Source organism: Mesorhizobium sp. M0862 (assembly GCF_040319795.1).
Taxonomy (GTDB): domain Bacteria; phylum Pseudomonadota; class Alphaproteobacteria; order Rhizobiales; family Rhizobiaceae; genus Mesorhizobium.
The window spans coordinates 19,666-32,675 of the sequence record NZ_JAMYOJ010000032.1; the positions used below are offsets into that span (position 1 = coordinate 19,666).

Sequence of the window (13,010 nt, forward strand, 5' to 3'; positions counted from 1 at the left end):
CCTCATTTTGGTGTTCGATACGAAATTTGCAATCGTGCTGCGGGACGATCTCGCCGTCTGGCAAAAGCTCAACGTCACGGCCTTCCTGACCAGCGGCGTCGTCGCGCAATTCCCCGACATTATCGGCGAACCCTACCGCGACCGCGCCGGCAACCTTTACAATCCTCTGTCGATCCAGCCGGTCATCGTGCTTTCGGCCGATGGGCCGACGCTCAACTCCATCCACCGGAAGGCGCTGGAGCGGGGCGTGACGGCGTCAGCCTATGTCGAGGAGATGTTTGCCACCGGCTTCGATGCGGCCAACCGCGCCGTCTTCGCCGAGTTCGGCCCTGAGGACGCCAAGATCGTCGGCATCGCGCTGCGTGCCGACAAGAAACTCGTCGACAAGATCACCAAGGGCGCCCGCATGCACGCCTAATTCAGCAGGAAGCGTGTAACGGCGCTCATGAATTCAGTCGGCCGCTCGACGTTCAGCATATGGACGCCCGGAAGCAGTGTAAGCGTGGCGCCGGGGATGCTGGCTGCGATCGCCTCGCTGTGGCTTGCCAGCGTTACCTTGTCGTCTTCTCCACCGATCACCAGAGTGGGGGCGGTAATGAGGGAGACAGTCCGGCGCAGATCGCAATCGCGTACGGCGGCGAAGCATCCCGCGAGACCTTGGGGCGGCGTCGCCAGGACCATCGCGCGGAACGCGTCGACGGTTTCGTTTGGGCCGGCAAGCATCGAGGCGGGAAACCAGTTGTGCATGAACATGTCCGCGGCGGCCGACATGTTGCTCGCAGCAAGGACAGTACGGATCTGCCCGTCAAAGTAAGAAGCCGGCCCGAGATGTGGCGAGGTGTTGGAAAGGATGAGACGCTCGATGCGGTCCGGGGCATGGATACCCAGCCACTGCCCTACGAAGCCGCCCAGCGACAGCCCGCAGAAATGCACGCGGGCGATCTGAAGCGCATCCAGCAACTCAAGGACGTCGCGGCCCAGCCGATCGAGCGAATAGGCTCCGGCCGGAGCATCGGAACTGCCGTGGCCGCGCAGATCATAGCGCAGCACCCGGAAAGATCCGGCAAATTCCGCAAGCTGCCGGTCCCACATATGCAGGTTCGTCGCAATGGAATTCGAGAGCACAAGCACAGGGCCGGCCCCCGCCAGCTGATAGGCGATCCGGCAGCCGTCGCCCGTCGTAAAATAAAGCGTGTCAGTCATCTGGTCCTCATCTCACCCTGGCGAAAGGAGTTCGATGCTCCCGCCGCCCTTTGAATGAGCCACCCTAGGCCTCGTAATTATCCAGGAAAATTACTATGATTGGACAATCTCAGTAGGTTTTGGCGATAATGAATGGTCTGAAACTCCACGACCTACGGTGCTTTGACGCCGTGGCAAGCGAGGGCAGCTTCCAGGCGGCCGCCCTTGCCTTGAACCGATCGCATCCATCCGTCTTCGCCGCTGTCGCACGCCTCGAGCAGTTGCTCGGGCTCACACTTCTCGACCGCAGCGGATATCGGGTGGGGCTGACGGAGGCGGGCCGCGAGTTTCACGCGCGAGCGCAGCTGACATTGCGCGAGCTCGACCATCTGCGAACCTATGCGGGCCAGTTGGCGAGTGGCGAGGAGACGGTCCTGCGTGTCGTCATGGGTGATCTCTGCCCGCGACCGCAAATCCTGCGTATGCTCAGCGGCTTCTTTGCCGAACGCACCGGGACACGCCTGCACCTGGAGTACGAGGCGGTCGGCGGTCCGCTCGAACGGTTGATGGAAGGCTCGGCTGACCTCATCTTCCATCGCGCGGATCCTTCCGATCCGCATCTCGAGCGGATCGATCTCTGCGCGGTGCCCCTCGTGCCGGTGGTGGCGCCTGGGTTCCTTCCGTTCGCGCCTGGCCGCGAGATTGCGCCGGAGCAGATGCGGCCCTTCACCCAGTGCGTGATCCGCGACACGGCGCGGCGGCCAGCGCCGGAGAGCTATTTCCTCATCGACGGTGCGCATCAGTGCTCGGCGCCGGATCATCTGATGAAGAAGGAACTGATCCTTCACGGACTGGCCTGGGGCCATCTGCCGGCATGGCTGATCGAGGACGAACTGCGGGATAGGAGGCTGATCTCGATCGCTGGTGCACATCTGCCCGGCCGGACGGAGATCCTGGCGGCGGTGCGCCGGCGCGACCGACCGCATGGACCCGTCGCCGAGGCGTTGTGGCTTCATCTCCAGGCGCAAGTGGCATCCGACGGCAAAGCACCGGATGTCAGAACGTCGCAGCGGAACGCAAAGCGCCTTAGCTGGCATCGGATCGGCCTGCGCTGAACCTGTCTCAGACGCCTGTTGTGCCAGTCGCTTTTGGCTTGCCGGGCGCAGGCGATTGCCGCAAAGGTTAAGCGTTGATCCTCCCTGCCCGGCCTGACATTTGAACGTTCCCGCAAAATCAGACGAAAGCGCAACGCCGCCCGCGGCGATGCTGTTCATGCTTTCGACCTATGTCTTTTTCACCTTTCTCGACACCTCGAGCAAATATCTGGTGCTGGCCGGCGTCTCGGCGCTGATCGTCGCCTGGGCCCGCTTCACCGTCCATGTCCTGCTTGTCGGCGTCTTCCTGCGCGGCTGGCGCGAGCCGTCGCGCTTCCGCGCCAACAATTTGCCGGCCCACATCCTGCGCGGCGGTCTGCTGTTCGGCTCGACCATGTGCAACGTCATGGCGCTCAAAACGCTTCAACTGGCCGAGACCACCTCGATCTACTTCTTCGGGCCGATGGTGATCACCGCCCTTGCCGGACCGCTGCTTGGTGAATGGGCCGGCTGGCGGCGCTGGCTGGCAATCCTGTCGGGCTTTGTCGGCGTGCTCGTCATTACAAGGCCGGGCATCGGCGTGTTCGGCATCGGCCATCTTTTCGCGCTCGGCTCGATGCTGTCGAACAGTTTTTACGTCATCATGACGCGGCGGATGTCAGCCAGCGAAACCTCGGAAAGCCTGATCCTGTTTTCGGCGCTGGCGCCGGCCGTGCTGCTTCTGCCGATGCTGCCGTTCTCGCATGGGCTGCCGCAGGATGGCTGGCACTGGTTCATACTGGTGATGCTGGGCGTGTTCGGCGCCGGCGGCCACTGGCTGCTGGTGCAGGCCTACCGCCTGGCGACTACCACGGCGCTGGCGCCGTACCCCTATTCGCAGATGGTCTGGATGATCCTGTCCGGCTGGATCATCTTCCACCAGTTCCCCGACCGCTGGACGCTGGTGGGTGCTGCCATCATCGTCGCCAGCGGCCTTTACATCATCCATCGCGAGCACCGTTTGCGGCTGCGCAATCGCACGACCGTCGATGCCGAGGCGGAGGCGCTGGCGAAAAAACTTTGATTTGCTCCGAATCCGATGGCATAACGCCGCATTTAAAAAATTTTAAAAAAACTCGGGGAGCGAAGGGCTGGCACAAAAGATCAAGCTTTCGACGATCGCGGATGCGCTTGGCGTGTCCACGGCCACGGTCTCCCTCGCCTTGCGCGACAGCCCGCTGGTCGCCGGCGCCACGCGTGACCGCATCAAGGAACATGCGCGGGCCATCGGTTATATCTACAACCGCCGCGCCGCCTCACTGCGCACCTCGCGCTCGGGCATTGTCGGCGTCGTCGTGCATGACATCATGAACCCGTTCTTCGCCGAGATCCTGCGCTCGATCGAGAGCGAACTCGATCGCAGCCGGCAGACCTTCATCCTGTCCAATCACTACGACCAGCTGGAAAAGCAACGCACCTTCATCGACACGCTGCTGCAGCTCGGCGCCGACGGCGTCATCATGTCCCCGGCCATCGGCACGCCGGCCTCCGACATCGTCATGGCCGAGGAAAACGGCCTGCCGGCGGTGCTGATCGCACGCAGCGTGGAAGGCGCCGACGTGCCGGTGTTTCGCGGCGACGATGCCTATGGCACGGCACTTGCCACCAATCATCTGATCTCGCTCGGGCACAAGCGCATCGCCATGATCGGCGGCACCGACCAGACCTCGACCGGGCGCGACCGCTACCAGGGCTATCTCAACGCCATGGAGGCCGCCGGGCTTGAGGTCAGGCCGTCCTGGCGCATCGCCGGGCCGCGCACCAAGCAGGGCGGATTCGAGGCGGCTGGACAGTTTCTGGCGCTTAAAGACAAGCCAACCGCCGCTTGCTGCTGGAATGATCTGGTCGCCATCGGCCTGATGAACGGCATTGCCCGCGCCGGCCTGGTGCCGGGCGCCGACATCTCGGTGACCGGCTATGACGATCTCGAGGAGGCGGCAATCGCGACACCGGCGCTCACCACAGTCTGGAATGGCCAGCGAGAGGTCGGCCGCCGTGCCGCCAGCGCGCTGCTCGACAAGCTGAACGGACAGGCGGTACGGCCGTCACAGGAACTGATCAAGCCGGAACTGCATGTGCGCCAGTCGACCGGCAAGCCGGTGGAGCGTGCATGACCAAGACTGATGCGTTGCAGACCGTCGCCGTTCTGGTGCCGGGACATTTCAACGACCATGCGGTCGAGCGCATCGACCGCACCTTCAAGCGGGTCAAGATAGAGCGCGCCGATCCCGCCCTGGTCACCGAGGAGATGCGCCATGACGTGCGCGCCATTGCGTCCTTTGCCGGCGTCAATGCGGCATTGATGGATGCATTGCCCAACCTCGAACTCATCGCCTCCTTCGGCGTCGGCTATGATTCGGTCGATGCCGGCCATGCGGCCAAGAAAAACATCATGGTCACCAACACCCCCGATGTTTTGACCGAGGAGGTCGCCGACACCACGATCGGCCTTTTGCTCAACACCGTGCGTGAACTTTACAACGCCGAGAAATGGCTGCGCGACGGCAGTTGGGTGAAGAAGGGCAACTATCCCCTGAGCCGGCTGACCTTGCGCGGTCGGCATGTCGGCATTTTCGGCATGGGCCGCATCGGCCTTGCCATTGCGCGCCGGCTGGAAGCGTTCGGGCTGCCGGTGGCCTACCACAACAGGCGCAAGGTCGAAGGTCTGGCTTATGAATACCACCCGACGCTGAAGGGCCTTGCCGAAGCGGTCGATACGCTGATTTCCGTAGTGCCGGGCGGCGCTTCCACGGAGAAGGCGGTCAATGCCGAAATCCTGGCGGCGCTTGGCGCCAACGGCGTTTTCGTCAACATCGGCCGTGGCAGCACGGTCGACGAGGCAGACCTCGCCGCAGCGCTTGCCAACGGCACCATCGCCGCGGCCGGGCTCGATGTTTTCGCCGATGAACCGAATGTGCCCAAGGCTTTGCTGGAGGCGCCCAACACCTCGCTTTTGCCCCATGTCGGTTCGGCCTCGCACCACACGCGCCGCGCCATGGCGGATCTGTGCGTCGACAATCTGGTATCCTGGTTCAGCGAGCGCCGGCCACTGACCCCGGTGCCGGAGACGGCGCAAGTCAAGCCACGAAGCTGAGCGGCTGTCTGCCACACTCGTTAACGTCGGCTTAACGCTTTGGAATCATTCTGCATCTGCGCCGGGGGGCGCGGAGTGCAAGATGACGAAACTTCCCGCATTGATTGCGGCAGCGGCACTTTTCGCCGGCTTTCAGCTGTTTCACGGCGGCAGCAGTGAAAGTTCGGCCAATGAAGCAAGGCCGGCAACCACCTTCAGGCTGGTCGCCAATGGCGACGAAGGCGACTGCGCGGTTAGCCGCGGCGCCGCGATTGACGATGGCCTGTCGCTGTTGACCGTGGCGCCGAACTGCCGCGGGTTGCTGCCGGGGATCGAGCGGGCAAAATTCTGGCGAGAGGGCGAGGACGGCACGATCGCGTTCAGCGCCGACGGCACCGACCCGATCGTCACCTTCTCGGTTGCGGATGGCGACGGCTACGAATCCTACGCTCCGGCCACGCCGCTGCTTTCGCTGGCGACAACCGGCGAACGGGATCAATCCGCCGGCAATTGATCGTCGGGATTTATTCCGCCGCCGCCCGCGCGCCGGCCTTCGCCGCCGCATGCAGCCGCACCGCATCGCCGAAGGCGCGGAAGATCTTGGCCGAGTTGTTGTCCGACTTGACCCAGTATTCGGGGTGCCATTGCACGCCGACGGCGAAGGCGCGGGCGTCCTTCACCGAAACTGCCTCCACCGTGCCGTCGCCGGCAACCGCCTCGACCTGCAGCTTCGAGCCGAGCCGGTCGATGCCTTGGCGGTGCAGCGAGTTGACCTTGATGTCGCCGGCGCCAAACACGCCGGCCAGGCAGCTGCCCGGCTTGATCGAAATGGTCTGGTGAATGGCGAAGCGTTCGTCCTGGTTGTCGCTCACCGGCGCGCGATGGTCGAGCGAGCCTTCGCGCTCCTGGATCTCGGTGCCAAGCGTGCCGCCCAGCGCAACGTTCAACTCCTGGATGCCGCGGCAGATGGCAAGCAGCGGCACGCCGCGCTCGATCGCCTTGCGGATTAGCGGCAGCGTGGTGGAATCGCGCGCCGGGTCGTAGGGGCCGTTGGCTTCGCTGGCGTCGCCGCCATAGAGCGATGGATGCACGTTGGACTTCGAGCCAGTGACCATGACACCGTCGACCGAAGACAACAGCTCGTCGAAGTCGAGCCGGTCACCGAATGACGGCACCAAAAGCGGGAACACGCCGGCGCCGGAAAGTGCTGCCTCGATATATTGCTGCGGGACGGCATGCCAGGTGTAGTTGTCGAACTGACGGACGTCGGTTGATATGGCGACGAGCGGCTGGTGCATTTTGGGTCCGGATTCCATTTGGCGCGAAGCGAATAGCTATTGTGCCTGCAAAATAGGCGATCCGAAGGCGCTTTTCCATGGCAAGTTTCGCCATCTCGCATGGGCCACGCGGCGAACGTTAGACTATAGTTGCAGGCTGGCCGGCCGGCCCGCGGATTTGTCGCCAGCGCCGCCGTCAAATCCCGCCACCATGCTGGACTCGACCTTTTGCCCGTGTATTGTTTCGGGCAAATCGATACCGGACGTGAGGAGATGTCCCTGATATCGGTTGTTGGTCCAATAGGGAGGAACTGCATGGATCGTCGTTCATTCATCCGCAAGGCCGGGGTCACCGGCGTGGGCGCAGCGGCGGCTGCCGCTACGCTAGCCGCACCGGCAATCGCCCAGTCCAATCCGAAAGTGACGTGGCGGTTGGCGTCATCCTTTCCCAAGTCACTCGATACGATCTATGGCGGCGCCGAAGTCTTCTCCAAGATGCTGTCTGAGGCGACGGACGGCAATTTCCAGGTCCAGGTCTTCGCCTCCGGCGAACTCGTGCCCGGCCTGCAGGCCGCCGACGCCACCACTGCCGGCACCGTCGAGGCCTGCCACACGGTGTCATACTATTATTGGGGCAAGGACCCGACATGGGCGCTCGGTGCGGCGGTGCCGTTCTCGCTCAACGCGCGCGGCATGAACGCCTGGCACTATCATGGCGGCGGCATCGACCTGTTCAACGAGTTTCTTGCCACGCAGGGTCTTTTCGGCCTGCCCGGCGGCAACACCGGCGTGCAGATGGGCGGCTGGTTCCGCAAGGAGATCAACACCGTCGCCGACCTGTCCGGCCTCAAGATGCGCATCGGCGGCTTTGCCGGCAAAGTGGTGCAGAAGCTCGGCGTCGTGCCGCAGCAGATCGCCGGTGGCGACATCTATCCGGCGCTGGAAAAAGGCACGATCGACGCCGCCGAATGGGTCGGCCCCTATGACGACGAGAAGCTCGGCTTCTACAAGGTCGCGCCCTACTACTATTATCCCGGCTGGTGGGAAGGCGGCCCGACCGTCCATCTCTTGTTCAACAAGGCCAAGTACGAGGAGCTGTCGCCCGCCTACAAGTCGCTTGTGCACACCGCCGCGCAGGCGGCGGACGCCAACATGCTGCAGAAATACGATTTTCTCAATCCTGCGGCGGTGAAGCGGCTGGTGGCCGGCGGCGCGAAATTGCGCCCGTTCAGCCAGGACATCATGGCCGCCTGTTTCGAGAAGGCCAATGAGGTCTACACCGAAATGGAAGCCACCAACGCACCGTTCAAGAAGATCTGGGACTCGATCAAGGGCTTCCGCAAGGAGCACTATCTGTGGGCGCAGGTGGCCGAGTACAATTACGACACCTTCATGATGGTCCAGCAGCGCAACGGCAAACTGTAGGCTGGGATCTGTCCCTTCTCCCCGTCACTATACGGGGAGAAGGTCCCGGCAGGTGGATGAGGGGCGGCGCAAACTTCGGCGATCGATCGCCTTGGGCTTGGTAGCCGCCCCGAAATTATAGCTTATTTTTCCGAGCGTTGACGCTACCCCTCACCTGCCTGCCGGCATCCTGTCCCCGTATAGTGACGGGGAGAGGGGCGCGGTCATCGCCGTTTCGCCAATCGCCAACGCCGCAGGATTGAGGCTGCCCTTCATTCCATGCCCGGCACCACCAACACCTTGACCTCGCCGGGCGCTGCCGGATTGGCGATCACCGAGGCGGCTTCCTCCAGGCCGACCTGCCTTGAGATGAGCTTGTCGATCTCGATTGCGCCGGACGCGACAAGGTCCGCCGCCCGCCTGTGGGTGAAGGGGTTGATGAACGAGCCGAGAACCTTCAGTTCGCGAAACAGGATGTCGAACGGTTCGAAGGGCACTTTCACGCCTTGCGGCATCACGCCGACGATCACCACCGAGCCGCCGGACTTCGCCAGCCGCATCGATTGTTCGACGGTATCGGGGACACCGGCGCATTCGAGCACCACGTCGGCCCCGCCGGGCACAAGGCCGGTTGGGCCGGCGATCGCCTCGATCGGGTCGACCGCGTTTGGGTCGACCGTCGCCGTTGCACCGAGCTCTTCGGCGAGCGCACGGCGGGAGGCCTGCCGCGTCGACAGGATGATGGTCGCCGCTCCTGCGAGCCTCGCCAATTGCACGGTAAGCAGGCCGATGACGCCGCCACCAAGCACCACCACGGCAGCGCCGGGTCTGATTCCGGCGAGGTCGACAGCGTGCAGGCAGCAGGCCAGCGGCTCGCAGAAGGCGCCATGCGTTGGCTTGAGGTTCGCAGGCAGAAGAAAGGCCTGGCTCTGCGGCATCACGACGTAGTCGGCGAAGCCGCCGTCGCGATGGATGCCGATGGCCCTGAGATTGCTGCACAGATTGACGCGGCCGGCTCGGCAATGACTGCAGCGTCCGCAGAAGATGTTGGGATCGCCGGTAACACGGTCACCGATGGCGATGCCGGAAACCGCATCGCCGACAGCCTCCACGATGCCGCAGAATTCGTGACCAAGCGTCACCGGCGGGCTCGAAGGGAATTCGCCGTGGAGGAGGTGACGGTCGGTGCCGCAAACGCCGCAGGCTTCGACGCGCACCAGAACGTCCTGCGGTCCCGCAACAGGCTTGTCGACCTCCCGTAGCGCAATGCTGCCCACGGCTTCCAGGCGCACGGCTCTCATGACATCCTCACTCAGGTTCTCAGTGTTCACACATCAGTTGAAGTTCGGCGGCTGCGACAGGTCGGTCGCCGGCGCCGCCGGCTTGGCGGGCGGCGTCTCGCCGAAATTCGGCGGCTGCGAGAGATCGTTCGACGGTGGCGCCGCGGGTGATGGGCCACCGTTGGCTGGTGGTGGTGTGCCGAGAGGCGCAAGGCCTGGCATATCAGGCAAGTTGATCTCGATCGTTCCCGGATCGACGGCCGCACCCTTGTAGCGCATGACCATTTGCGGGAAGGCGATGGTCAGCCCGATCATGATCACCTGGATGCAGACGAAGGGCACGGCGCCCCAATAGATCTGGCCGGTGGTCACCGGCGCGATCTGCTTGCCGGTGAGGCGATCGAGATAGGGCACGCGCGCGGCGACAGAGCGCAGGTAGAACAGCGCAAAGCCGAAAGGCGGGTGCATGAAGCTTGTCTGCATGTTGACGCCGAGCAGCACGCCGAACCAGATCAGGTCGATGCCGAGCTTATCGGCAGCCGGCGCCAAGAGCGGTACGATGATGAAGGCGAGCTCGAAGAAGTCGAGGAAGAAGGCGAGCACGAAGACCAGGATGTTGACGCCGATCAGGAAGCCGACTTCGCCGCCCGGCAGCGACGTCAACAAATGCTCGACCCAGACGTGGCCGTTGACGCCGTAGAAGGTCAGCGAGAACACCCGCGCGCCGATCAGGATGAACAGCACGAAGGAGGAAAGCCTGGTGGTCGACGCGAGCGCCTGTTTGATGACATCCAGCGACAACCGCCCCTTCATTGCCGCCATCGCCAGGGCGCCAACCGCGCCCATGGCGCCGCCCTCCGTCGGGGTGGCGATGCCGAGGAAGATGGTGCCCAGCACCAGGAAGATCAGCGCCAGAGGCGGGATCAAAACGATGATCACCTGCTGCGCCAACCTGGACATCATGTTGATGTTCAGGCCCTTGTCGGCGATCGCCACGATATAGATCAGGATCACCCCGATGCTGGCGCCAAGGATATCGGCATTGTCGCCATGCGCCGGCGCAAGGTAGCGATAGGCCGCATAGGAAGCCGCGACTGCCACCAGCAGTGCCGCGAGCAGCGACAGCACGCCGTGGCCAAGCGTGCGGGCCGCCAGCGGCAACGCCGGCATCGAGTTCGGCCGGACGATCGACATGATCAGGATGTAGAGCGTGTAAAGGCCGGTCAGCACCAGGCCGGGGATCAGCGCGCCGGCATACATGTCGCCGACCGAACGGCCGAGCTGGTCGGCCAGAACGATCAGCACCAGCGACGGCGGGATGATCTGGGCGAGTGTGCCGGATGCCGCGATGACGCCCGACGCCAGTCGTCGGTCATAGCCGTAGCGCAGCATGATCGGCAGCGAGATCAGGCCCATGGCGATGACCGAAGCCGCGACCACGCCCGTGGTCGCGGCAAGCAGCGCGCCGACGAAAATCACCGCATAGGCAAGGCCGCCGCGAACCGGGCCGAACAGCTGGCCGATCGTGTCGAGCAGGTCCTCGGCCATGCCCGATCGTTCCAGCACGATGCCCATGAAGGTGAAGAACGGGATTGCCAAGAGCGTGTCGTTCGACATCACCCGGCTGCCGTAGAAATTGTCGGGCAGCGCATGCAGCAGCGGCCACGCCAGGTTGATCGAGCCGCCCGAATAGGGCGACAGCACGACACCGATGAAGAAGAACATCAGGCCGTTTGCGGCGAGTGAAAAAGCGACGGGATAGCCGATCAGCAGGAAGATGATCAGCGAAGCGAACATGATCGGCGCCATGTTCTGGGCGATGAACTCGATCATGGGCGCGCCTCCTGGGCGAGCGCCTTGGCCTCTTCAGCAAGGGCTTTAGCCTCGAGCTCGGCCTGTTCGTGCACCGAGATGAACGGATTGGGATCGTCCATGTCGCCGCGCATGATGGCGATCTTCTTGATGATCTCGGAGATGCCTTGCAGCGCCAGCAGGAAGAAGCCGACGAGCAGGATTGCCTTGGCCGGCCAGATGATCAGGCCGCCGGAATTGTTCGACATTTCGCCGCTGCGGAACGACAGCGACACGTAGGGGACAAAATAGATCACCATCAGCGTCACGAACGGCATCAGGAAGAAGACATGACCGAGCAGGTCGATCCAGTGCTGCACGCGGCGCGACCACATGCCGTAGACGATGTCGATGCGGATATGGTCATTCTGCTTCAGCGTATAGGCGGCGGCCAGCATGAAGGCGGCGCCGAACAGGTACCACTGCAGTTCCAGCCAGGCATTCGACGAGACGTCGAAGACCTTGCGGATGATGGCATTGGCGGCGCTGACCAGGATTGCCAGCAGGATCAGCCACGATATCCACCTGCCGATGAACTCGTTCATACGGTCAATCGTTCTCGATAGAGCGAGCAGCCCTGCCATGCATTTCCTCCCTCAGGTCGAAGGCGCGCCGGCTCCCCTATTTTCCGTCGCGCCGCTGTGGCCCAACGGTATGCCGTGCGTGGTTCGGCGGGTCAACATGGCATGGCGCGATCAACGCCGTCGTGACGGGAGGCAGGGGATAAAGTGCCGACCGGCTGCTGCGTCATGCAACCAAAGTCTGACAGCGGATGCGGCGATCAGGCGATCTTCTGCTGGTCGCGGCCAGGACCGATCAGCACAAGTGCCGCGACCAGGAACAGATACATCCAGCCATCGCGCCATTCGACCGGGAAATAGCCGGCCCATAGCGACTCCGCCATGCCGAAGGCGGCCGCACCGAGCGCGGCCCGAGGCGGAGAGAGATAGCCGCCCACCGCCGTCACGAACAGGATTTTCAGCCCGTAGACAAGGCCGGAGCCGAAGCTGACATTGCCGTAGTAAAGGGCGGCCATGATTCCGGCCAGCGCGGCGCAGAAACCGCCGAACAGCACCGCATGCCGGAACACTGCACGCACGTCCACGCCGCACATGGCAGCCGCTTTGGGATCGTCGGAGACGGCGCGCCAGCGGCGGCCGAAGCCCGAGCGGGCAAACGCCCATGCAGCGAGCATGATTGCCGCCAGAACCACCGCGCAATCGATGAGCTGGATCAGCGTCAGCGTCGCCTGGAAGCCGGCATCCTGAGCAAAAACGATGGGCTGCGCCAGCATCGGCGGCAGCCACCAATCATGCGTGTCGGCGGCGATACGGCTTGCTTCCGACAGCACCAGCAGGATGCCGAGCGTCGTCACCACAATGGCATTGGGCGTGCGGTCGGCCAGCGGTTCGAAGACGCTGCGCGACAGCACGTGGCCGATCAGCGCGGCATAAAAGAAAGCCGTGACGACGCCGAGCACCACTGCCGCCAGCAAGGTCAGCCACAATACCTGATAGCCGAAGGCCACGGTCAGGATCATCGTCTGGCCGCAAAAGGCGAACAGCGCGCCATAGGCGAGATTGGTCCGGTGCAGGATGCCGTTGGTCAGCACGTAGCCGAAGGCAAGCAGCGCATAGAGCGCGCCGGAATGCAGCCCGTTCAGCACCTGCTGGAAGAAATAGAGCATGGACAGCTTTCAGGGCATGTCGCCCAAAAGTGCAAAGCGGTTTTGGGGCAACGACTTGCCTCAACAAAATCCTGCGCCGGAGCCCGCGCCAAGGTTTGCATCGTAAAATCTAACTTGTCAAAC

Annotated in this window: 13 protein-coding genes; 7 read left to right on the forward strand and 6 right to left on the reverse strand. The window is 63.4% G+C overall.

Annotated elements, in window-relative coordinates; all coding sequences use genetic code 11:
* Positions 1 to 10 precede the first annotated feature (10 nt).
* Entirely contained in the window at positions 11 to 418 is a 408-nt protein-coding gene (locus NKI15_RS29550) for a DUF2000 family protein (protein ID WP_023694715.1), read from the forward strand.
* Here NKI15_RS29550 and NKI15_RS29555 read toward each other — a convergent pair.
* Positions 415 to 1,203, reverse strand: a complete 789-nt coding sequence (locus NKI15_RS29555; protein WP_023725930.1) for an alpha/beta fold hydrolase — start codon at positions 1,201 to 1,203, stop codon at positions 415 to 417. The genes NKI15_RS29550 and NKI15_RS29555 overlap by 4 nt on opposite strands.
* A 128-nt stretch (positions 1,204 to 1,331) precedes the next feature.
* On the opposite strand from NKI15_RS29555, the gene NKI15_RS29560 reads away from it, so the two are divergent.
* The 5 genes from NKI15_RS29560 to NKI15_RS29580 all read left to right on the forward strand — a co-directional run bounded on the left by NKI15_RS29560 (position 1,332) and on the right by NKI15_RS29580 (position 5,902).
* The gene (locus NKI15_RS29560) at positions 1,332 to 2,297 is read left to right on the forward strand and encodes a LysR family transcriptional regulator (RefSeq protein WP_023689239.1); all 966 of its coding nucleotides are present in this window, start codon (positions 1,332 to 1,334) and stop codon (positions 2,295 to 2,297) included.
* 157 nt (positions 2,298 to 2,454) lie between these two features.
* The gene (locus NKI15_RS29565; protein WP_032886143.1) at positions 2,455 to 3,339 is read left to right on the forward strand and encodes a DMT family transporter; all 885 of its coding nucleotides are present in this window, start codon (positions 2,455 to 2,457) and stop codon (positions 3,337 to 3,339) included.
* Positions 3,340 to 3,406: 67 nt separating this feature from the next.
* Positions 3,407 to 4,429 (forward strand): LacI family DNA-binding transcriptional regulator, encoded by a 1,023-nt coding sequence (locus NKI15_RS29570; protein ID WP_023671355.1) that lies wholly within the window; start codon positions 3,407 to 3,409, stop codon positions 4,427 to 4,429.
* On the forward strand, positions 4,426 to 5,409 hold the full coding sequence (locus NKI15_RS29575; RefSeq protein ID WP_023671354.1) for a 2-hydroxyacid dehydrogenase: 984 nt from the start codon (positions 4,426 to 4,428) through the stop codon (positions 5,407 to 5,409). The genes NKI15_RS29570 and NKI15_RS29575 overlap by 4 nt, the downstream gene beginning before the upstream one ends.
* Positions 5,410 to 5,491: 82 nt before the next feature.
* Positions 5,492 to 5,902, forward strand: a complete 411-nt coding sequence (locus NKI15_RS29580) for a hypothetical protein (RefSeq protein WP_023683514.1) — start codon at positions 5,492 to 5,494, stop codon at positions 5,900 to 5,902.
* Positions 5,903 to 5,912: 10 nt separating this feature from the next.
* Here the strand turns inward: NKI15_RS29580 and NKI15_RS29585 are convergent, their stop codons facing one another.
* Positions 5,913 to 6,686, reverse strand: coding sequence for a gamma-glutamyl-gamma-aminobutyrate hydrolase family protein (locus NKI15_RS29585; protein ID WP_023671352.1), 774 nt, complete (start codon positions 6,684 to 6,686; stop codon positions 5,913 to 5,915).
* 294 nt (positions 6,687 to 6,980) lie between these two features.
* On the opposite strand from NKI15_RS29585, the gene NKI15_RS29590 reads away from it, so the two are divergent.
* Positions 6,981 to 8,090 carry a TRAP transporter substrate-binding protein gene (locus NKI15_RS29590; RefSeq protein ID WP_023671351.1) on the forward strand — a complete coding sequence of 370 codons (1,110 nt, stop codon included), beginning with the start codon at positions 6,981 to 6,983 and terminating at the stop codon, positions 8,088 to 8,090.
* Between the two features lie 251 nt (positions 8,091 to 8,341).
* Here NKI15_RS29590 and NKI15_RS29595 read toward each other — a convergent pair whose 3' ends face one another.
* From NKI15_RS29595 to NKI15_RS29610, 4 genes are all read right to left on the reverse strand, one after another.
* Positions 8,342 to 9,370, reverse strand: a complete 1,029-nt coding sequence (locus tag NKI15_RS29595; RefSeq protein WP_023683515.1) for a zinc-dependent alcohol dehydrogenase family protein — start codon at positions 9,368 to 9,370, stop codon at positions 8,342 to 8,344.
* A 33-nt stretch (positions 9,371 to 9,403) separates the two neighbouring features.
* Complete coding sequence (locus tag NKI15_RS29600; RefSeq protein ID WP_023683516.1) at positions 9,404 to 11,182, reverse strand: TRAP transporter large permease; 1,779 nt, start codon at positions 11,180 to 11,182, stop codon at positions 9,404 to 9,406.
* A complete protein-coding gene (locus NKI15_RS29605; RefSeq protein WP_023683517.1) occupies positions 11,179 to 11,784 on the reverse strand; it encodes a TRAP transporter small permease subunit in 606 nt (201 codons plus the stop codon). The genes NKI15_RS29600 and NKI15_RS29605 overlap by 4 nt, the downstream gene beginning before the upstream one ends.
* Before the next feature lie 197 nt (positions 11,785 to 11,981).
* The gene (locus NKI15_RS29610) at positions 11,982 to 12,887 is read right to left on the reverse strand and encodes a branched-chain amino acid ABC transporter permease (protein ID WP_023746552.1); all 906 of its coding nucleotides are present in this window, start codon (positions 12,885 to 12,887) and stop codon (positions 11,982 to 11,984) included.
* Between the last annotated feature and the right edge of the window lie 123 nt (positions 12,888 to 13,010).